The sequence below is a fragment of the Pseudomonas sp. YL2 genome, from assembly GCF_023063025.1.
GTDB classification, from domain to species: Bacteria; Pseudomonadota; Gammaproteobacteria; order Pseudomonadales; family Pseudomonadaceae; genus Aquipseudomonas; species Aquipseudomonas putida_A.
This window is the reverse complement of sequence record NZ_JAJSLU010000002.1, coordinates 98,264-118,524: the sequence shown is the minus strand read 5'-3', so window position 1 is coordinate 118,524 and position 20,261 is coordinate 98,264. Positions and strand designations below refer to the sequence as shown.

General features: G+C 59.9%; 17 protein-coding genes. 12 read left to right on the top strand and 5 right to left on the bottom strand.

What is annotated here, in order from left to right; all coding sequences use genetic code 11:
• Nucleotides 1-116 precede the first annotated feature (116 nt).
• From LVD08_RS03580 to LVD08_RS03560, 5 genes are read right to left on the bottom strand one after another with little or no spacing between them, the layout of a single operon-like run.
• Nucleotides 117-494, bottom strand: a complete 378-nt coding sequence (locus LVD08_RS03580) for a response regulator (protein WP_003225116.1) — start codon at nt 492-494, stop codon at nt 117-119.
• Nucleotides 495-538: 44 nt separating this feature from the next.
• A complete protein-coding gene (locus LVD08_RS03575) occupies nt 539-1,753 on the bottom strand; it encodes a hybrid sensor histidine kinase/response regulator (protein ID WP_027612747.1) in 1,215 nt (404 codons plus the stop codon).
• The gene (locus LVD08_RS03570; RefSeq protein WP_097087405.1) at nt 1,747-2,340 is read right to left on the bottom strand and encodes a chemotaxis protein CheB; all 594 of its coding nucleotides are present in this window, start codon (nt 2,338-2,340) and stop codon (nt 1,747-1,749) included. Before LVD08_RS03570 ends, LVD08_RS03575 begins: the two co-directional genes overlap by 7 nt.
• Nucleotides 2,337-3,170 (bottom strand): CheR family methyltransferase, encoded by an 834-nt coding sequence (locus LVD08_RS03565; RefSeq protein WP_247267420.1) that lies wholly within the window; start codon nt 3,168-3,170, stop codon nt 2,337-2,339. The genes LVD08_RS03570 and LVD08_RS03565 overlap by 4 nt, the downstream gene beginning before the upstream one ends.
• Nucleotides 3,170-6,670, bottom strand: a complete 3,501-nt coding sequence (locus LVD08_RS03560; RefSeq protein ID WP_247267419.1) for a response regulator — start codon at nt 6,668-6,670, stop codon at nt 3,170-3,172. Before LVD08_RS03560 ends, LVD08_RS03565 begins: the two co-directional genes overlap by 1 nt.
• A gap of 262 nt (nt 6,671-6,932) precedes the next feature.
• Between LVD08_RS03560 and LVD08_RS03555 the strand changes: the two genes are divergently transcribed.
• The 12 genes from LVD08_RS03555 (at nt 6,933) to LVD08_RS03500 (ending at nt 20,234) form a co-directional block, all read left to right on the top strand.
• Complete coding sequence (locus LVD08_RS03555; RefSeq protein ID WP_247267418.1) at nt 6,933-7,295, top strand: response regulator; 363 nt, start codon at nt 6,933-6,935, stop codon at nt 7,293-7,295.
• Nucleotides 7,296-7,377: 82 nt separating this feature from the next.
• Nucleotides 7,378-8,670, top strand: a complete 1,293-nt coding sequence (locus LVD08_RS03550) for a glycosyltransferase (protein ID WP_247267417.1) — start codon at nt 7,378-7,380, stop codon at nt 8,668-8,670.
• 144 nt (nt 8,671-8,814) lie between these two features.
• Entirely contained in the window at nt 8,815-9,684 is an 870-nt protein-coding gene (locus LVD08_RS03545) for a phosphatidylinositol-specific phospholipase C domain-containing protein (protein ID WP_247267416.1), read from the top strand.
• Between the two features lie 68 nt (nt 9,685-9,752).
• Complete coding sequence (locus LVD08_RS03540; RefSeq protein WP_247267415.1) at nt 9,753-10,658, top strand: AraC family transcriptional regulator; 906 nt, start codon at nt 9,753-9,755, stop codon at nt 10,656-10,658.
• A gap of 341 nt (nt 10,659-10,999) precedes the next feature.
• Nucleotides 11,000-12,310: an ABC transporter substrate-binding protein gene (locus LVD08_RS03535; RefSeq protein WP_103367022.1), complete on the top strand. Its 1,311-nt coding sequence runs from the start codon at nt 11,000-11,002 to the stop codon at nt 12,308-12,310.
• A gap of 153 nt (nt 12,311-12,463) precedes the next feature.
• Complete coding sequence (locus LVD08_RS03530; protein ID WP_003225141.1) at nt 12,464-13,390, top strand: carbohydrate ABC transporter permease; 927 nt, start codon at nt 12,464-12,466, stop codon at nt 13,388-13,390.
• 8 nt (nt 13,391-13,398) lie between these two features.
• Complete coding sequence (locus tag LVD08_RS03525; RefSeq protein WP_247267414.1) at nt 13,399-14,229, top strand: carbohydrate ABC transporter permease; 831 nt, start codon at nt 13,399-13,401, stop codon at nt 14,227-14,229.
• A 164-nt stretch (nt 14,230-14,393) separates the two neighbouring features.
• Nucleotides 14,394-15,497: an ABC transporter ATP-binding protein gene (locus LVD08_RS03520; RefSeq protein WP_247267413.1), complete on the top strand. Its 1,104-nt coding sequence runs from the start codon at nt 14,394-14,396 to the stop codon at nt 15,495-15,497.
• Between the two features lie 17 nt (nt 15,498-15,514).
• Nucleotides 15,515-16,990: a mannitol dehydrogenase family protein gene (locus tag LVD08_RS03515; RefSeq protein WP_247267412.1), complete on the top strand. Its 1,476-nt coding sequence runs from the start codon at nt 15,515-15,517 to the stop codon at nt 16,988-16,990.
• A gap of 131 nt (nt 16,991-17,121) precedes the next feature.
• On the top strand, nt 17,122-18,618 hold the full coding sequence (gene xylB, locus LVD08_RS03510) for a xylulokinase (RefSeq protein ID WP_247267411.1): 1,497 nt from the start codon (nt 17,122-17,124) through the stop codon (nt 18,616-18,618).
• Between the two features lie 13 nt (nt 18,619-18,631).
• Nucleotides 18,632-19,570, top strand: coding sequence for a carbohydrate kinase family protein (locus tag LVD08_RS03505; RefSeq protein WP_247267410.1), 939 nt, complete (start codon nt 18,632-18,634; stop codon nt 19,568-19,570).
• 58 nt (nt 19,571-19,628) lie between these two features.
• On the top strand, nt 19,629-20,234 hold the full coding sequence (locus LVD08_RS03500) for a transglycosylase SLT domain-containing protein (protein WP_431061421.1): 606 nt from the start codon (nt 19,629-19,631) through the stop codon (nt 20,232-20,234).
• Nucleotides 20,235-20,261 lie beyond the last annotated feature (27 nt).

Below are 20,261 nucleotides of genomic sequence, written 5' to 3'. Positions count from 1 at the left end.
CCACGCTACGCCTGGAGGGGCGGGTCGGGTTGTCGATTTTTTGTATTTTTTTTTTATAAGAAAAAAACACCCCCCCCGGTGGCAGCTCCTACATGGGGAGCATCAGCCGCTATGGATCAGGCCAGCAATTCCTGAATCTTTTCCTGCAATACGTCCAGATCGAACGGTTTTTCCAGGATCGGCGCCTTGCGCGTGATCGGGCTGCCGGTCTCGCGGATTTCCTGCGGGTAACCGCTGATGAAGATCACCTTCAGATCCGGGCGCAGTTTTACTGCAGGCTCCGCGATCTGCACGCCGGAGATCCCGCCCGGCAGGCGGAAGTCAGTGATCAGCATGTCCAGATGCGGCTTGCTCGCGAGGATCTCGAACGCCTGCTCGCCGTTTTCGGCCTGCAACACGCGGTACCCCTGCCCCGACAGGTAATCTGTCAGCACCATCAAGATAACCGGTTCGTCCTCGACGACGAGTACTACATCTTGTGCATCTACGCTCATGGGAAGCCTTTGTTCGGTCAATAGCTGCTGATACGACCGTGCGGTCACTCAGAGGTTGCGTCGGATATGCCGTTTTCCTGGATTGGCAGACAAACGCGAAACAGGGCGCCTTCGTTGATTTGACTCTCGACGACGATGGAACCGCCATGGGCGGCGACGATCTGCTCGGAAATGAACAGACCCAGCCCGAGACCAGCCACTACCGTCTTGGCGGAAACCCGTTCGAACTGTTGGAAAATGCGCTTCTGGTTCTCTTCGCTGATGCCGATGCCACGGTCCTGAACCTCGACCCGCGCCTCGTCGCCTTCACGGTACACGCGCACCTGAATCGGGCTGCGGCCACCGTAGCGCAAGGCATTGGTCAGCAGGTTGGAGACCACCTGCTCGATGCGGAATTCGTCCCAGTAACCTTCCACCGGCTGCGGCGCGGTGAACGACACTTCGGTCTCCGCCGCCTCTATCTGTTGGGCGAAATTCTGCAGCAGGTTGCTCACCAGTTGCGTCAGGTCGAAACGATTCGGCCGGATCGACAGCTTGCCCGTGCGGATACGCGAAACGTCGAGCATGTCTTCGATCAGCCGGATCAGGCTTTTGATCTGGCGTTCGTCGCGATCAACCATCGCGTGCATCTTGTCGAGGGTGAACGCCGCGGCGTTGTCCCGCGCCAGGTGCATCTTGCGCAACTGGGTTTCGAGTATCAGGCCATTGAGCGGCGTGCGCACTTCGTGAGCGACGATTGACATGAAGTCATCGCGCATGCGCACCGCCTGCTCCAGCTCCAGTTGCGTGCTTTGCAGTTGTTGCAGCAGCGCTTCCTGCTCGCGACGCGCCTGCTCCAGGGCTTCGACCTGTTGTTTCATGGCCTTGCTCTGGCGGTACAGGTCGACGAATACGTTGACCTTGCTCTTCACCGCGTGGATATCCAGCGGCTTGTGCAGGAAGTCCACCGCCCCGCTCTCGTAGCCCTTGAACGCGTAGTTCAGTTCACGGCCGGCGGCGCTGACGAAAATGATCGGAATGTTCTTGGTTTTCTCGGTGCCGCGCATCAACTCGGCGAGCTCGAAGCCGTTCATCCCCGGCATCTGCACGTCGAGGATGGCCATGGCGAACTCGTGTTGCAGCAGCAGCGAAAGTGCCTCGTCCGCCGACAGCGCCTTGTACACCGTGCGGTCCTCGCGCTTGATCAGCGCTTCGAGGGCCAGCAGGTTCTCCGGCAGATCGTCGACGATCAGCAATTTGGCCTGGATATTACTCAGCATGCGATTCGTTCCAGCTCGACAAGCAGACGGCCGATGCCGTGAATGGGTAGGACATGGTCAGGCTGCTGAATTTTCAGCGCAGCCAGAGGCATGGTGGCGACCTGTGCGTCCTGCGGGTCTTGAACGATGGTCAGTCCGCCACGCTGTTTGACTTGCGCCAGGCCGCGAGCGCCATCGTGATTGGCGCCGGTCAGCAACACGGCAGCCAGGGTTTCGCCGTAAACATCAGCGGCGGACTCAAACAAGTAGTCGATGGCAGGTCGGGAATGGTGCACGCGGTCCTCAAGACTCAGCGACAGACTGCGATCCTGTTCCACCGACAGGTGATACCCGGGCGTGGCGAAATAAACCGTGCCGGGCATGATGTCTTGCTTGTCGGTCGCCTCTGCCACCGGCAGCATCAGCCGCCGGGAGAACACTTCGGCCAACTGACTGCGCCGCTCCTCCGGCAGGTGCAGCACAACAATGATCGGCAACACGTAACCCTGGCGCAGCGGCGCGAGCAGGGTCAGCAGGGCCTCGACCCCACCGGCCGAAGCACCGACCACGATGGCCTCGACGCGAGGCAAATCCACGGCATCGTTCATAATTTGCGGTAGATCCGTTCTTGTTTGACCAACGGTTCGAACTGATTCGAATAACCGGAAAAATCCAGCGTTTCCTTGCTGCCCAGCACCAGAAAGCCACGGTGGCACAGCGATTCGTGAAACAGACCGAAGGCACGGTCCTGAAGTTTCTTGTTGAAGTAAATCAGTACGTTGCGGCAGGAAATCAACTGCGTTTCGGAGAACACGCTGTCCGTCGCCAGGCTGTGGTCGGCGAAGGTCACGTTCTCGCACAGGCTCTTGTCGAAGATCGCGTAGCCATAGGCTGCGGTGTAGTAATCGGCAAAGGAACGCTGACCGCCGGCTTGCTGGTAATTGGCAGTGTAGGCCCGGACATTCTCCATCGAGAAAATGCCCTGTTTGGCCTTGTCCAGCGAGCGCGGATTGATATCGGTAGCGTAGATGATCGTACGGTCGAGCAGGCCTTCTTCGCGCAGCAGAATCGCCATCGAATAGACCTCCTCACCAGTGCTGCACCCGGCGATCCAGATCTTCAGCGACGGATAGGTGCGCAGCAGCGGCACCACTTCCTTGCGGATCGCCAGAAAGTGCGACGGATCGCGGAACATCTCGCTGACCGGAATCGTCAGCAACTGCAGCAACTGCATGAACGCCGTGGGATCGTGCAGGACTTTCTCCTGCAACGCCGAGATCGTCGCGCATTCGAACTGACTCAAGGCGTGCTGCACCCGGCGCTTGATCGAAGCGCCCGAGTAATCGCGAAAATCGTAGCTGTACTTGAGGTAGATCGCCTCAATCAACAAGCGTAATTCGATTTCGCTGTTGCGCTCCACGGAGTGACTGCTGTCCACTAAATGCGTTCCATCTTCGGTAACCACACGCGAATCAACGAGAACAGGCGATCCAGGTCGATGGGCTTGGCCAGGTAATCGTTGGCGCCCGCCTGCAGGCAGCGCTCCTGATCGTCTTTCATGGCCTTGGCCGTCACCGCGATGATCGGCAGTTTGCGCCAGCGCGGATCCTTGCGGATTTCAATGGTGGCTTCAAAGCCGTCCATCTCCGGCATCATCACGTCCATCAACACCAGATCGATGTCCTCGACTTCATTCAACTTATCAATCGCTTCGCGACCATTACGGCCGATCACCACGACTGCACCTTTGTGTTCCAGCGCACTGGTCAGGGCGAAGATGTTGCGCACATCGTCGTCCACCAGCAGCACCTTGCGGCCTTCGAAGACCTTGTCGCGGCTGCGGGCGGTCTTGAGCATCTTCTGCCGTTCATGGGACAACTGCGATTCGACTTTGTGCAGAAAGAGTGTCACCTCATCCAGCAGGCGTTCCGGCGAGCGCGCGCCCTTGATGATGATCGAGCGCGAATACTTGCGCAGCTCGGCCTCTTCATCGCGGGTCAGGTTGCGTCCGGTGTAGACGATCACCGGCGGGAACGAGCAGATGTCCTCGGTCGACATGCGCTTGAGCAGATCGTTGCCGAGCATGTCCGGCAATTTCAGGTCGATCACCATGCAGTCGTAAATCGTCGTGCGCAGTTTCTCCAGCGCGTCTTGCGCCAGACCGACGGCGGTGATTTCGATGTCCTCGTCACCGATCAGGCGGGCAATGCTTTCGCGTTGCAGATCGTCATCTTCGACCAGCAGCACGCGCTTGACCTTCTGGGTCAGCTTGGCTTCGAGACGGGCGAACACGTCCTTGAGCTCTTCGCGGGTGGTCGGCTTGACCGCATAACCGATCGCACCCATGTGCATCGCCGCTTCGACACGGTCTTCGACCGAGATCACATGCACCGGGATGTGGCGGGTTTCGGCGTGTTCTTTCAGGCGTTGCAGCACGGTCAGACCGGAGTGATCCGGCAGACGCATATCGAGCAGAATCGCGTCCGGCACGAACTCGCGGGCCAGGTCATAACCTTCATCCGCTCCGTGCGCCACCAGACACTGATAACCCAGTTCGTGGGCCAGGTCGTAAAGGATGTGGGCGAAATTCGGCTCGTCTTCCACCACCAGAATGCAGCGCGTGGCGAACGGCGCCTTGCCACGGTCATCGGCAAAACGCGGGATGTGCACCGGCGCCAGCGGCGACACCGCGATCGATGGCGGCTGCACCACTGGGGCCGGGGCCGATACCGGCGGCGTGAAGGTCAGCGGGATCGCAGGGCTGTCACCCGGCTCGCTGTATTGCTGCGGCAGCACCAGGGTAAACACGCTGCCCTGCCCCGGCGCGCTGCTGACGCTGATCGAGCCGCCGAGCAAGGCCGCCAGATCACGCGAGATCGACAGGCCCAGACCGGTGCCACCGTATTTGCGGTTGGTGGTGCCGTCAGCCTGACGGAACGCTTCGAAGATGCTTTCCTGCTGATCTGCGGCGATACCGATCCCCGAATCGCGCACGATGAATGCAATGCGCTCGTTCGGCTGGCCGGCGATGGTCAGGCTGACCGCGCCGTGTTCAGTGAACTTCACGGCGTTGGACAGCAGGTTCTTGATCACCTGCTCCAGACGCTGGCGATCGGTGTACAGCATGATCGGCGCATCCGGCTGCAACTCGACGCTGAACGTCAGTTGCTTGTCCGCCGCCAGCGGTTCGAACACGCTGCGCAGGCCGTCGGCCAGCCGCGCGACACTGGTGTTTTCCGGGATCACTTCCAGCTTGCCGGCCTCGACCTTGGAAATGTCGAGAATGTCGTTGATCAGGTTCAGCAGATCGTTGCCCGCCGAATAGATCGACTCGGCGAACTTGACCTGTTCGGCCGTCAGATTGTCCTGCGGGTTCTCGGCCAGCAACTTGGCGAGGATCAGCGAACTGTTCAGCGGCGTGCGCAGTTCGTGGGACATGTTGGCGAGGAATTCGGACTTGTACTTGCTCGAACGCTGCAGTTCTTCGGCGCGTTCTTCGAGCTGCACCTGAGCCTGATTGAGTTCGGTGTTCTTCTGGTCCATGGCGTCGCGCTGCTCGGCCAGAGTCTGCGCCTGTTCGGCCAGCTGCTCGTTGGTCTGCTCCAGCTCGACTTGCTGGGTTTCCAGATGCGCCTGGGATTCCTTGAGAATCCGCGACTGTTCTTCCAACTCCTCGTTGGCGGTTTTCAGCTCCTCCTGCTGCACCTGCAACTCTTCGTTGAGCTGCTGGGTTTCGGCCAGCACTTCCTGCAGACGCTGGCGATAACGTGCCGCTTCGATCGAGGTGCCGATGTTGCCGGCAATCAGTTCCAGCAAATCGATATCGCGGTCGGTGAGCGGGCGCAGGAAGCCCAGTTCGATCACCCCGTTGACCCGGTCATCATCACTGGTCGGCACCACCAGCACACTGTGCGGCAGGCCCGCGCCCAGGCCGGAGCTGACTTTGAAGTAGTCGGCCGGAACCGAATCCAGGCGAATCAGTTGCCCCTGCTGGGCAACCTGGCCGACGATGCCTTCGCCGCTGTAGATCTGCTGATCTTTTTCTTCCTGTTCGCGGGAGAACCCATAGGACGCCACGCGCTTGAGGCCGCCGTGCTCTTCGCGTACGTACAGCGCCGCCACCGCCGTGCCGAGGTATTGCGCGCAGAACTGCAGAATATTGCGCCCCAGCAGGTTAAGCGTCAGTTGCCCCAGCACCTGTTCCGCCAGTTCGGTCTGGCCGCTACGCATCCACGCCTGGCGCTCCAGACGCTCGGCGCTGGCTTGCTGCGCCGCAAGGTTGGCGCTGTAGCTGTCCGACAGGCTGACCAGATCGCGGCGACCGACATAGGCCAGCAAACCGCTGATCCCGGCTATAAACAGCAGGTACAGAGTGATGCTCCAGATCGTGGTACGGCGCACCTCTTCGTTGCGCGTGGTGCGCAACTGCTGCTCCATGTCGATCACGTCTTCGAACTGCTTGCGGATCTCATCGGTCAAGCGCTTGCCGCGCCCGGCCTTGACCGCGCCCCGGTAGTCACCGCTGGAGCGCTGCAGATCGATCATCGATTGCGCGTAGTTGCTCCACTCGGTCTGCAAGGCCTGCAGACGCCGCAACCGGTCGGTCTGGATCGGATTGTCGGCAGTGAGTTCGAGCAAGGTATTGAGCGCCACGTTGATCCGCGGCTTGGCGGTCTCGTACGGGTCGAGGAAGTGCTCGTCGCCGCTGAGCAGGAAGCCGCGCATGCCGGTTTCCAGATCAACGGTGAGTTTCACCGCTTCGTTGGCGTTATTGATCACCCGATCGGTGTGTTCCACCCACTGGATCACCGAGAGCAAATAGGTGATCAGCGAAATGAAAAACACTGCACTGATCGCGCCGACGCCCAAAGGCAGACTGATGTTGCGCGTCAGGAGTTTACGGAACCGTGTTTCGTCAACTGTAGACCGAGTGGACATGGGGCAGCCTTGTCGAACTGTCGAAACCCGGGAGTTTGCCCCAAAACGGTACTATGGATCCATTTTTCTCACCGCCATGATGGCAATTTCCTACATTTGCTGCACTTCCCGATCAGGCAACGGGTATCCTTGCCGCCCCGATTTGCAGCTAATCTTTTTCGTATCCGCTCGGGAACTTGTGGCTATGCGCCACTTACTCATGCAAGAGCCCGGCATTTTCGACCGGTCGCCGTTCCGATTTCATTTCTTGAGAGCTATCCCTATGTCCACCCCAGCGTCCACCATCCTTGTAGTAGAAGACGACGACATCGTACGCATGCTCATCGTCGATGTGCTCGAGGAGCTGGAATTCAGTGTGTTGGAGGCCGATGACGGCGAGTCTGCGCTGGAGATTCTCGGGGATCAGAGCAAGGCTATCGACTTGATGATGACTGACTACGGCCTGCCGGGCATGACAGGCAGTGAACTGGCCGGCAAGGCACGTGAACTGCGCTCCACCCTGCCCGTTCTGTTCGCCAGCGGTTACGCCGAAAACATCGACGTTCCCGCCGGCATGCACGTGATCGGCAAACCCTTCTCGATCAATCAACTGCGTGACAAGGTCAAGGGCATTCTGACCAAGTGATTGGCCTTGATCCGGCAGCGGCTGCAGATGTGCTCTAATTGCGCGCCATTTTCAGCCGCCTGCCTGCAAGGATTACCCGTCAATGAATGCATCACCCGCCACCAAAGTTCTGGTCATCGGTTACGTCTGGCCCGAACCGCGCTCTTCGGCAGCCAGCGGGCATGTGATGCAGATCCTCGAGACGTTTTTGCAGCAAGGCTGGGACATCACCTTCAGCAGCCCGGCCGGCCCGGGCGAGCACAAGGCTGACCTGACCGCGCTGGGCATCCGCGAAGTGCCGATCGAACTGAACAACAGCAGCTTCGATAGTTTCATCAGTGAACTGGCCCCGGATATCGTGCTGTTCGACCAGTTCATGATGGAAGAGCAGTTCGGCTGGCGCGTCGAAAAGCAATGCCCGAATGCCTTGCGCGTACTGGAGACGTCCGACCTGCAGAGCCTGCGCCACGCCCGCCACCAACGGCTCAAGGAGCGCTTGAAAGACGACCCGGACAATCAGGACTTCAGCGCACTGTTCGCGCCGGCGCTGCGCGAAGAGTTCGAGTTGATGGCCGATACGGACCTGGCCAAACGGGAAATCGCCGCGTTGTATCGCTGCGATCTGAATCTGATGATTTCCGAAGTTGAAATTCAGTTGCTGGTCGAACAGTTTCAAGTCCCTGGCGAGCTGCTGCACTGGTGCCCGCTGATGCTCGAACCACCGCGCGATTCGTTCGTCCCCTTTGAAGAGCGGGCGCACTTTCTGAGTATTGGCAACTTCCGTCACGCGCCCAACTGGGACGCCGTGCTGTGGATGAAGACCGCCATCTGGCCGCTGATCCGCCAGCAATTGCCCGGCGCCCAACTGCATATCTACGGTGCCTATACGCCGCCCAAGGCCACAGCCCTGCACAACGCGGCGCAGGGGTTTCATGTGATGAACTGGGCAGAAGATGCGCTGCAAGTGATGTCGCAAGCCCGGGTTTGCCTGGCGCCTTTGCGTTTCGGCGCTGGGATCAAGGGCAAGATCGTCGATGCAATGCTCTGCGGCACGCCCAACGTCACGACGCCCATCGGCGCCGAAGGCATGGGCGGCGCATTGCCCTGGCCCGGTGCGGTGGCTCAGTCGGCCCAGGCCCTGGCCGACGCCGCTGTGGCGCTGCACGAAGACAGATTGCGCTGGACTGATGCACAGCAGGCCGGCGTCGCGTTGTTGAATGCGCGCTATCGGCAGAATGATCACGGCCCGGCGCTGATCGCTCGCCTGCAACATTGCCGCGACAACTTGTCAGCATTACGTCGCGCCAACTTTACTGGCAGCATGTTGCGTCACCACTTGCATAAAAGCACCCAATACATGGCGCAGTGGATCGAAGCAAAGAACCAGAAAAGTTGATAATTAAAGTGCAAAATCACATTGCCAATACTTTGCAAAGAGTGCTGGCTTGTACTTTTTCCATTTGCACCAAAGAATAACTTCCGAACTGACCAAACAAGTTGACTGGTCGGAAATTAAACTTTATCTGCAACGGAATGCACCATGAGTAATTACCCTTTCAAAAACTGGATGGCGGCTACACCGGATATGGACCGACTGACCCTTGGCGAAGTGGTCTGGCCCGGCGCGCATAATTCCGGGCTGGATTTTGATTTTCCGTACCCGGCTTATCTCCAACCCGCCCAGAACTGGTTTGTCTGTCAGGACGGTCCGTTCATTCAGCAACTTAATGAAGGCGTGCGCGCCTTCGACTTGCGTCTGCATGCCGATGAACACTGGCTGGGCATCAGGAAGTTTCATACCTTTCATGGCGTGAAACTGCTCCAGGGACGCTCCTTGAGCGAGTTGGTAAAAAGTCTCAATTTTTTCCTCAATGAAAATCCGAACGAATTCATCGTATTGGACTTACATGAACTCAAGGGCACCAACGATCAGCCATTCGATTACAAAGGTTTCCATGAAGTCATCACTACGGAACTGGCTTCGCGGCTTATCCCCCGAAACAACAGTCATCTGACCCTTGAACAACTTAAAAGGGCCAGTTCGCTACAACGCGTGGTGTTGGCAAGCAACTCGCACCCGGATTTCAATTCGCCCCTGTACTGGCCGAAAATCCGCCATGAATGGAGCGGGTCGGACATCACCTCGCCAGAGCAACTCAAGCAACACATCACCCGAACCCTGGCCAACCCGCCGGCATACGGCAGCCTCTGGTCGTTGTCGGCCACCAGCTACGGCGAACTGGCCGGCGTCAAGCGGATCACCAACGAACTCGATCATTGGTTCGCCCCAGACTCGGAATGGGCGCCGAAGTGCAGCATTATCAATGCCGACTTCATCGGTGGCACTCCATTGATCAGCCATTGCCAGCAGGTCAACCAGTCCAAGGGTCTACGCAAGGCCCGGGGCTGAGGCGCTGGAACTGTCCGTGACGCGCGTGCATGATGGGCGCCTGAACACCACAACAAGACGCATCGGACATGACTCGGGCAACCAGAATCACTGATCCCTCCTACGAACTGATGGACGACCATAACGGGTTGTCCATCATCTACCGTCAGCATGGTTTTCCTTGCCCGTTAGTGCGCTGGCATTTTCACAAGGAATACGAACTGCACCTGATCGTCGCCAGTTCCGGCAAGGTCTTCATCGGCGACTACATCGGCAACTTTTATCCGCAAACACTATTCCTCACCGGGCCCAATCTGCCGCACAACTGGATCAGCCAGGTGGCCGAAGACGAAGTGGTGGAAAAGCGCGACATGCTGGTGAACTTCACCGATGAGTTGTTCGACAGCGGGCACCAGGTGTTCGCCGAACTCAAGACCCTGGCGCCGCTACTGGAGCGTGCGCAATATGGCATCGAATTTCGCGACAAGGATACGATCCGTCAGGCCATGACGTTGATGCAGCGAATTGCCGACACGCGCGGCGTTACCCGTCTCGGACACTTTTTCATTTTGATGGAGCTGCTGGCGGCGACTGACGATTATCAATTGCTCTCCGGCGCCACTAACACGCAACTGGCCGACGAGCACAACATCGACCGCACCAACCGCGCGGTCGACTTCATCTTCGACCACTACGCCCGCGAATTGACTCTGGAAGAAGTCGCCGAGCATCTGGGGATGAAGCCGACCTATTTCAGCCGCGTGTTCAAACAGGCCACCGGGCGCAACTTCATCGAGTTCGTCAATCGCCTGCGCATCAGTAAATCCTGCGAACTGCTCGCTGACGGCGACAAACCGGTGACCGAGGTGTGTTTCGAGTCGGGCTTCAACAACATTTCCAACTTCAATCGGCGCTTCCAGCAACTCAAGGGCATGACGCCGTCGCACTATCGACGCCTCGCTGTACAGCGCCTGACCGAACAAAACCTCGGCTGATACCACCGCCCCCTGTAGGAGTGAGCCTGCTCGCGAAAGCGGGGTATCAGTCAACTGATCGGCAAACTGACACAGCGCTTTCGCGAGCAAGCCCGCTCCCACAAAAAGCATCTTATGCGATGAAACCTGTACTGATTCAATAGCCCCTCCCCACTGAAAAGCCCTTCCCTGCGTCTACCGCAACAAACACCAGTGCAAAAAAGTATTGATTTGAGTGCGACGGATGATTTGTCAGTCCGTCGATTGAGGGCTGTAATCAGCGCACATTCTTCCTGCACCGGAAGACACAAAAACAATAACTGTCCTTCTGCCTCCCAACGGACGCAGAAAAGGAGTGCACGATGCAACCCACTGCAAAAGCTCTGCTAGCCCTCACCTGCATGACCCTCAGCAGCGTCAGCCTTGGCGCCCAGACCCTGACCATCGCCACCGTCAACAACAGCGACATGATCCGCATGCAGAAGCTCTCGAAAACTTTCGAGTCCGAGCATCCGGAGATCAAGCTCAACTGGGTGGTGCTGGAAGAGAACGTCCTGCGTCAGCGCCTGACTACCGACATCGCCACTCAGGGCGGACAGTTCGATGTGTTGACCATCGGCATGTACGAAGCGGCACTCTGGGGCGCCAAGGGCTGGCTCGAACCGATGAAGGATCTGCCGGCTTCTTACGCCCTCGACGATGTGTTCCCGTCGGTGCGCGAAGGCCTGTCGGTCAAGGGTTCGCTGTATGCCCTGCCGTTCTACGCCGAAAGCTCGATCACCTATTACCGCACCGACCTGTTCAAGGACGCCGGCCTGAGCATGCCCGAGCGCCCGACCTGGGAACAGATCGCCGGTTTCGCAGAAAAACTCACTAATAAAGACAAAGAACAGTACGGCATCTGCCTGCGCGGCAAGGCCGGCTGGGGAGAGAACATGGCGTTGATCACCACCGTCGCCAATGCTTACGGCGCGCGCTGGTTCGATGAGAAATGGCAGCCGGAATTCACCGGCCCGGAATGGAAAAACGCGCTGAATTTCTACGTCGACACCATGAAGAAATCCGGCCCGCCGGGCGCCTCCAGTAACGGTTTCAACGAAAACCTCGCGCTGTTCAACAGCGGCAAATGCGCGATCTGGGTTGACGCTTCCGTCGCCGGCTCGTTCGTCACCGACAAGACCCAGAGCAAGGTCGCCGATCACGTCGGCTTCACCTTCGCCCCGCATCAGGTCACCGATAAAGGATCGGCGTGGCTGTATTCGTGGGCACTGGCGATTCCGACCAGTTCCAAGGCCAAGGACGCCGCCAAAGCGTTCAGCGCCTGGGCCACCTCCAAAGAATATGGGGAACTGGTGGCCAAGACCGACGGCATCGCCAACGTGCCGCCGGGCACCCGCGCCTCAACCTACAGCGATGCTTACATGAGCGCCGCGCCGTTCGCCAAGGTCACGCTGGAATCGCTGAAAGCGGCGGATCCGAGCAAACCGACGCTGAAACCGGTGCCTTACATCGGCATTCAGCTGGTGACCATTCCTGAATTCCAGGGCGTGGGCACCCAGGTCGGCAAGCTGTTCTCGGCAGCGCTGATCGGCCAGACCACGGTGGATCAGGCCCTGACCGCCGCGCAGCAAACCACCGAACGCGAGATGAAGCGCGCCGGTTATCCCAAGTAACCACACTGCTCGCTCCTGCCTTTTGTAGGAGTGAGCCTGCTCGCGATGGCGGTTTTCCATCAAACCCCATTGGTGGCTGACACACCGCTATCGCGAGCAGGCTCACTCCTACATTAGATCTCCATAGGTCTGTATGACTCGGTTGTGATCACCATGAATACTTCAACTGCCAAAGCCCACCTCGACTTGTCGCAACCCCAGCGCAAAGTCCGCGTACGCAATCCCGGCTGGTTTCTGGTCAGCCCTTCGGTGGCCCTGTTGCTGCTGTGGATGATCGTGCCGTTGGGCATGACCATTTACTTCTCGATGATTCGCTACAACCTGCTCGATCCGGGCGTCAACGAATTCGTCGGGCTGGAGAACTTCACTTACTTTCTGACCGACTCCGGGTTCCTGCCCGGTGCCACCAACACCCTGTTGCTGGTGGGCAGCGTGCTGTTGATCAGCGTGGTGTTCGGGGTGTTGATCAGCGCGTTGCTTGAGGCCAGCGAATTTCTCGGACGCGGCATCGTGCGGGTGATGCTGATCTCGCCGTTCTTCATCATGCCCACCGTCGGTGCGCTGATCTGGAAGAACCTGATTTTCCATCCGGTGTCGGGGATTCTCGCCTACGTCTGGCGGCTGTTCGGCGCCGAGCCGGTGGACTGGCTGGCGCATTACCCGCTGCTGTCGATCATCATCATTGTTTCGTGGCAATGGCTACCCTTCGCGATCCTGATCCTGATGACCGCCATGCAGTCCCTCGACCAGGAACAGAAGGAAGCCGCGCGTCTCGATGGTGCCGGCCCCGTCGCGATCTTCTGGCACCTGACCCTGCCGCACCTGGCGCGGCCGATTGCCGTGGTGGTGATGATCGAAACGATCTTCCTGCTGTCGGTGTTCGCCGAGATTTTCACCACCACCAACGGCGGCCCCGGCTACGCCTCGACCAACCTAGCCTACCTGATCTACAACCAGGCGCTGGTGCAGTTCGACGTCGGCATGGCCTCGGCGGGCGGCTTGATTGCCGTGGTCATCGCCAACATCGCCGCGATCATTCTGGTGCGGATGATCGGCAAAAACCTGACTGACAAAGCCTGAGGCCTGCCATGACTCTTCAACAATCCCGCCGGCTGCAAAGCCTGCTGCTCGGCACCCTGGCCTGGGCCATCGCGATCGTGATTTTCTTCCCGATCTTCTGGATGGTGATGACCAGTTTCAAGACCGAAATCGACGCCTTTGCCACGCCGCCGCAGTTCATCTTCACGCCGACGCTGGAGAACTATCTGCACATCAACGAACGCAGCGACTACTTCAGTTTTGCCTGGAACTCGGTGGTGATTTCCTTCAGTGCCACGGCGCTGTGCCTGGTGATCGCGGTGCCCGCCGCCTATTCGATGGCGTTCTACGAAACCCAGCGCACCAAAGGCACGCTGCTGTGGATGCTCTCGACCAAGATGCTGCCGCCGGTGGGCGTACTGATGCCGATCTACCTGCTGGCCAAGAGTTTCGGCCTGCTCGACACGCGCATCGCGTTGATCGGGATCTACACCCTGATCAACCTGCCGATTGTGGTGTGGATGATTTACACCTACTTCAAGGACATCCCCAAAGACATCCTCGAAGCCGCCCGCCTCGACGGCGCCACCCTGTGGCAGGAAATGGTCCGCGTGCTGCTGCCGATCGCCAAGGGCGGCCTCGCCTCGACCGTGTTGCTGTCGCTGATCCTGTGCTGGAACGAAGCGTTCTGGTCGCTGAACCTGACCTCGTCGAAAGCCGCGCCGCTGACCGCGCTGATCGCCTCGTATTCAAGCCCTGAAGGCTTGTTCTGGGCCAAGTTGTCAGCGGTCTCGACCCTGGCCTGCGCGCCGATCCTGATCTTCGGCTGGATCAGCCAGAAGCAACTGGTGCGCGGCCTGTCGTTCGGTGCCGTGAAATGAATATTCCTGAACCAACACCTTCCCCTGTGGGAGCGGGCTTGCTCGCGAAAGCGGTGGGTCATCCAACAATGATGGTGACTGACACGGCCCCTTCGCGAGCAAGCCCGCTCCCACCAAAAGCATGCCCTGCGCCATTGAATTAACTTAAGCGGAGGCCCATCACCATGGCCAACCTGAAAATCAAGAATCTGCAAAAAGGCTTCGAAGGTTTCTCCATCATCAAGGGCATCGACCTTGAGGTGAATGACAAGGAGTTCGTGGTCTTCGTCGGCCCGTCCGGCTGCGGCAAATCCACCTTGCTACGACTGATCGCCGGGCTGGAAGAAGTCAGCGGCGGCACCATCGAACTTGATGGCCGCGACATCACCGAAGTCAGCCCGGCCAAGCGCGATCTGGCGATGGTGTTCCAGACCTACGCGCTGTACCCGCACATGACCGTGAAGAAAAACATGTCGTTCGCCCTCGATCTGGCCGGTGTACCGAAAGCCGAAGTCGAGAAAAAGGTCGGCGAAGCGGCGCGCATTCTCGAACTCGGGCCGATGCTCGAGCGCAAGCCCAAACAGCTGTCCGGCGGCCAACGGCAACGGGTCGCCATCGGCCGGGCGATCGTGCGCAATCCGAAGATCTTCCTGTTCGACGAACCGCTGTCCAACCTCGACGCCGCGCTGCGGGTGCAGATGCGTCTGGAGCTGCTACGTCTGCACAAGGACCTGCAAGCCACGATGATCTACGTGACCCACGATCAGGTCGAAGCCATGACCATGGCCGACAAAGTCGTGGTGCTCAACGGCGGCAAAATCGAGCAGGTCGGCTCGCCGCTGGACCTCTATCACAACCCGGCCAACCTGTTCGTCGCCGGGTTCCTCGGCACGCCGAAAATGGGTTTCCTCAAGGGCAAGATCGCCCGCATCGACGGCCAGAGCTGCGAAGTCTCGCTGGACGCCGGTACGCGCATCACATTGCCGTTCAACGCCGCCAACCTGAGCGTCGGAAGCGCGGTGACCCTGGGCATTCGCCCGGAACATCTGGAGCTGGCACAACCGGGCGACTGCACCCTGCAAGTCACCGCCGACGTCAGCGAACGCCTGGGCAGCGACACCTTCTGCCACGTCACCACCAGCGCCGGCGAAGCCCTGACCATGCGCGTGCGCGGTGACCTGGCGAGCCGCTACGGCGAGCAACTGAACCTGCACCTGGACGCCAGCCATTGCCACCTGTTCGACGCCGATGGCGTGGCGCTGACCCGCCCGCTTCGCGCCGCGGCCTGAATTTCGAGACCTGCCCGATGAAACTGAATGAACAAAACCTGCACCGCCTCGCGCCCGAGGTGCAACTGCCGGCCTACAGCCTCGGCGACACCCGTCACGGCATCGCGCACATTGGCGTCGGCGGTTTCCATCGTGCGCATCAGGCGTATTACACCGACGCACTGATGAACACTGGTCAGGCGCTGGACTGGGCAATCTGCGGCGTCGGCCTGCGCGCGGAAGACCGCCGCGCCCGTGACGACCTCAAAGAGCAGGATTACCTGTTTACCCTGTTCGAACTCGGCGACAGCCATGACACCGAAGTGCGGGTGATCGGTGCGATCCGCGACATGCTCCTGGCCGAAGATGGCGCGCAGGCGCTGATCGACAAACTCGCCGATCCGCAGATCCGCATTGTCTCGCTGACCATCACCGAAGGCGGCTACTGCATCGACGACAGCAACGGCGAATTCATGGCGCACCTGCCGCAGATTCAACACGATCTGGCACATCCGCAGGCGCCGAAAACCGTGTTCGGTTTCCTCTGCGCGGCGCTGGAAAAACGCCGTGGCGCGGGCATACCGGCGTTCACGATCATGTCCTGCGATAACCTGCCGCATAACGGCGCGGTGACCCGCAAGGCGCTGCTCGCCTTCGCCACCCTGCGTGACCCGGGGCTGCGCGACTGGATCGCGCAGAACGTCAGTTTCCCCAACGCCATGGTCGATCGCATCACACCGATGACCAGCACCGCGCATCGCCTGCAACTGGCCGACAAACACGCGGTCGACGATGCCTGGCCGGTGGTCTGTGAGCCGTTTGTACAATGGGTGCTGGAAGATAAATTCGTCAACGGTCGCCCGGCCTGGGAACAGGTCGGCGTGCAGTTCACCGATGACGTTTCGCCCTACGAAGAAATGAAGATCAAACTGCTCAACGGCAGCCATCTGGCGCTGACGTATTTGGGCTTTTTGAAGGGCTATCGCTTCGTTCACGAAACCATGAACGACCCGCTGTTCGTGCGTTACATGCGCGCCTACATGGACCTCGACGTCACCCCGCAACTGGCGCCGGTGCCGGGCATCGATCTGACCGACTACAAGAACACGCTGGTGGCGCGCTTTTCCAATCAGGCGATTGCCGATCAGCTGGAACGGGTGTGCTCGGATGGCTCGTCGAAGTTTCCCAAGTTCACCATCCCGACGATCAATCGCTTGATTGCCGATGGCCAGGAGACCAAGCGCGCAGCGTTGGTGGTGGCGGCCTGGGCGTTGTATTTGAAGGGCGTGGATGAGAATGGCGATACCTATTCGATCCCTGATCCACGGGCGGAATTCTGTCAGGGACTGGTGGCGGACGATGCGTTGATCACCCAGCGGTTGTTGGCGGTCGAGGAGATCTTCGGCACGGCGATTCCGCGTTCGGCGGCGTTTGTGGCGGCGTTCGAGTGGTGCTGCAACAGCTTGCGTGAGGTGGGTGTGACGCGCACTTTGGAGCGGGTTCTGGCTGAGTGATGCGGTGACTCTACAGACGCCTTCGCGAGCAAGCCCGCTCCCACATTTTGAAACGCGTTCCCCTGTGGGAGCGGGCTTGCTCGCGAATGGCAGCCTCACCCTGGCAAACCTGACATCCTGAGGACCTCACTGTGACCACCCGACAACTCTTCCTCGGCATCGACTGCGGCACCCAGGGCACCAAGGCGATCATCCTCGATGCCAGCAGCGGTCAGGTGCTCGGCGAAGGCGCGGCCACGCACACGATGATCAGCGGTGCCAACGGCCGGCGCGAGCAGGACACCCAACAGTGGCTGGACGCCTTCGCCCTCGCCACCCGCCGCGCCTTGCTCGCAGCCAATGTTGACGGTCAGGCGATCCTCGGCATCGGCGTTTCCGGCCAGCAACACGGTCTGGTGCTGCTCGACGATCAGGGCCAGGTGCTGCGCCCGGCCAAGCTGTGGTGCGACACCGAAACCACTGACGAAAACGACCGTCTGCTCAAACACCTCGGCGGTGAAAAAGGCTCTCTGGAGCGCCTCGGGGTGGTCATCGCGCCGGGCTACACCGTGTCGAAACTGCTCTGGACCAAAGAACAGCATCCTGAGGTGTTCTCGCGCATCGCACGCATCCTGCTGCCCCACGATTATCTGAACTTCTGGCTCACCGGCCGCGCCTGCAGCGAGTACGGCGACGCCTCTGGCACCGGCTATTTCAACGTGCGCAGTCGCCAGTGGGATTTACAACTGCTGCGCGACATCGACACCACGGGTCGCCTGCAAGCCGCGTTGCCGGAGCTGATCGACGCACATCAGGCGGTCGGCACCCTGCTGCCGGCGATTGCCGAACAGCTCGGCCTTAACCCTAATGCGCTGGTCGCCAGCGGCGGTGGCGACAACATGATGGGCGCCATCGGCACCGGCAACATTCAGCCGGGAGCGATCACCATGAGCCTCGGTTCCTCCGGCACGGTGTACGCCTACGCCGAGGCGCCAAAAGTCAGCGCTGACGCTTCGGTCGCGACCTTCTGTTCGTCCAGCGGCGGCTGGCTGCCGCTGATCTGCACCATGAACCTGACCAACGCCACCGGTGCGATCCGCGAACTGTTCGACCTCGATCTCCAGCAGTTCAATGACCTCGTGGCCGAGGCGCCGATCGGTGCCGAAGGCGTGAGCATGCTGCCATTTCTCAACGGCGAGCGCGTCCCCGCCCTGCCCCATGCCACCGGCAGCCTGCACGGCCTGACCTTGAGCAACCTGACCCAGGCCAACCTGTGTCGCGCGGTAGTTGAAGGCACCACCTTCGGTTTGCGTTATGGACTGGATCTGTTGCGCCACAATGGTTTACAAAGCCGCAGCATTTGCCTGATCGGCGGCGGTTCGAAAAGCGCGGTGTGGCGGCAGATCGTCGCCGACATCATGAATACCCCGGTGATCTGCACCGAACACAGCGAAGCCGCAGCCCTTGGCGCGGCGATTCAGGCGGCGTGGTGCAAGTCATGGTCGAACGGCCACGAAGACACTTTGGCCGATCTGTGCCAGCGCTGCGTGAAGCTCGATCTGCACAGTGAAACCCTGCCGGTTGCCGCCAATGTCGCGGCGTTCCAGCAGGCCTATGAACGCTATCAACAGCATGTCGCAACCCTATAAAGAGCAAACAATTATGTATTTGGTGTGTGGCGAAGCCCTGTTCGATTTCTTCAGCGAAGACGATGCCAGCGGTCTGGCTTCGAAAGTGAATTTCAAGGCGATTGCCGGCGGCTCGCCGTTCAACGTCGCGGTCGGCTTGCGCCGCTTGGGTGTGGATTCGGCGTTGTTTGCCGGGCTGTCCACCGACTATCTCGGCCGACGCTTGCAGCAGGTGTTGCAGGATGAAGGCGTGCGTGCGGACTACCTGATCGACTTCGCCGCGCCAACCACGCTGGCGATGGTCGCGGTCGGCGCCAATGGCTCGCCGCATTATAGTTTTCGCGGCGAGGGCTGCGCTGATCGCCAATTAAGCCTCACCCACCTGCCCCAGCTCGGCCCTGAAGTGCGTGGTCTGCACATCGGCTCGTTCTCGCTGGTGGTGCAACCGATCGCCGACACCCTGCTGACCCTGGTGCAGCGCGAAAGCGGCAAGCGCCTGATCACCCTCGACCCCAACGTGCGCCTCAACCCGGAACCGAACATCGACCTGTGGCGCGAGCGCGTGGCGACCCTGGTGCAACTGGCCGACATGATCAAGGTCAGCGACGAAGACCTCAGCCTGTTGTATCCCGAGCAGGACCCAAAACGCGTGATCGAAGGCTGGCTGCAGCATCGCTGCCAGTTGGTGTTCCTCACCCGTGGCGGCGAAGGCGCCACCGTATTCAGCCGCGCCCACGGTTCGTGGTCGGTGCCAGCGTGCTCGGTGAAGATCGCGGATACCGTCGGCGCCGGCGATACCTTTCAAGCGGCGCTGATCACCTGGCTGACCGAACAAGGTATGGACTCGGTTGAGGGCGTGCGACAGCTCAGCCGCGAGCAGATCGACGCGATGCTCAGGTTTGCCGTACAGGCGGCCGCCCTTACGTGCAGCAAGACCGGTCCGGATTTGCCCTATCGTCACCAGTTGAGCTGAGCGCGTAGACTGTCGGCCTTTTTGCGCGCATGGGGATGACGGTTTGATGTCGGGGCGGATGGCGGGACTTTTGATACTGGCGGGATTACTCAGCGGCTGCGGCACCTCGCCGCCGCGTTCGCCGGAAGACATTTGCGAGATCTTCCGCGAGAAAAGCGACTGGTACGATGCGGCGCAAGTCACGCAAAAGCGTTGGGGCGTGCCGATCCAGGTGCCCTTCGCGATCATGTATCAGGAGTCCGGCTACCGCTACGACGCCAAGACGCCGCGCAAATACCTGTTGTGGGTAATCCCGTGGGGCCGGGTGACGACTGCCTCGGGCTATGCCCAGGCCAAGGATGAAGTCTGGGCCGATTATCAGAAGAGTACCGGGCGCAACTGGGCCGACCGCGAAGACTTCGATGACGCCATCGATTTCGTCGGCTGGTACATGGACAAGACCACCTCGATCAACGGCGTGTACAAGTACGACGCCTATAACCAGTACCTGAACTACCACGAAGGCTGGGGCGGTTTCCGCAACAAGACCTACGCCAGCAAGGCCTGGCTGATGCCGACTGCGCGCAAAGTGCAGGCGCGCTCCGACGTGTATGCGCGGCAGTATGCCGGGTGCAAAGAGGATCTGAATCGCGGCTTCTGGAGCCGGTTCTGGCATTGGTTGTAGGGATGACTATCAGGCCCAATCGCGAGC

Excerpts from the sequence above, each read along its gene's own strand:
- LVD08_RS03520 (WP_247267413.1), top strand. The coding sequence starts at position 14,394 with ATGGCCAACCTGAAAATCAAGAATCTGCAAAAAGGCTTCGAAGGTTTC.
- LVD08_RS03575 (WP_027612747.1), bottom strand. The coding sequence starts at position 1,753 with ATGCTGAGTAATATCCAGGCCAAATTGCTGATCGTCGACGATCTGCCG.
- LVD08_RS03555 (WP_247267418.1), top strand. The coding sequence starts at position 6,933 with ATGTCCACCCCAGCGTCCACCATCCTTGTAGTAGAAGACGACGACATC.
- LVD08_RS03545 (WP_247267416.1), top strand. The coding sequence starts at position 8,815 with ATGAGTAATTACCCTTTCAAAAACTGGATGGCGGCTACACCGGATATG.
- LVD08_RS03525 (WP_247267414.1), top strand. The coding sequence starts at position 13,399 with ATGACTCTTCAACAATCCCGCCGGCTGCAAAGCCTGCTGCTCGGCACC.
- LVD08_RS03540 (WP_247267415.1), top strand. The coding sequence starts at position 9,753 with ATGACTCGGGCAACCAGAATCACTGATCCCTCCTACGAACTGATGGAC.
- LVD08_RS03530 (WP_003225141.1), top strand. The coding sequence starts at position 12,464 with ATGAATACTTCAACTGCCAAAGCCCACCTCGACTTGTCGCAACCCCAG.
- LVD08_RS03500 (WP_431061421.1), top strand. The coding sequence starts at position 19,629 with ATGGCGGGACTTTTGATACTGGCGGGATTACTCAGCGGCTGCGGCACC.
- LVD08_RS03515 (WP_247267412.1), top strand. The coding sequence starts at position 15,515 with ATGAAACTGAATGAACAAAACCTGCACCGCCTCGCGCCCGAGGTGCAA.
- LVD08_RS03550 (WP_247267417.1), top strand. The coding sequence starts at position 7,378 with ATGAATGCATCACCCGCCACCAAAGTTCTGGTCATCGGTTACGTCTGG.
- LVD08_RS03505 (WP_247267410.1), top strand. The coding sequence starts at position 18,632 with ATGTATTTGGTGTGTGGCGAAGCCCTGTTCGATTTCTTCAGCGAAGAC.
- LVD08_RS03560 (WP_247267419.1), bottom strand. The coding sequence starts at position 6,670 with ATGTCCACTCGGTCTACAGTTGACGAAACACGGTTCCGTAAACTCCTG.
- LVD08_RS03535 (WP_103367022.1), top strand. The coding sequence starts at position 11,000 with ATGCAACCCACTGCAAAAGCTCTGCTAGCCCTCACCTGCATGACCCTC.
- LVD08_RS03580 (WP_003225116.1), bottom strand. The coding sequence starts at position 494 with ATGAGCGTAGATGCACAAGATGTAGTACTCGTCGTCGAGGACGAACCG.
- LVD08_RS03570 (WP_097087405.1), bottom strand. The coding sequence starts at position 2,340 with ATGAACGATGCCGTGGATTTGCCTCGCGTCGAGGCCATCGTGGTCGGT.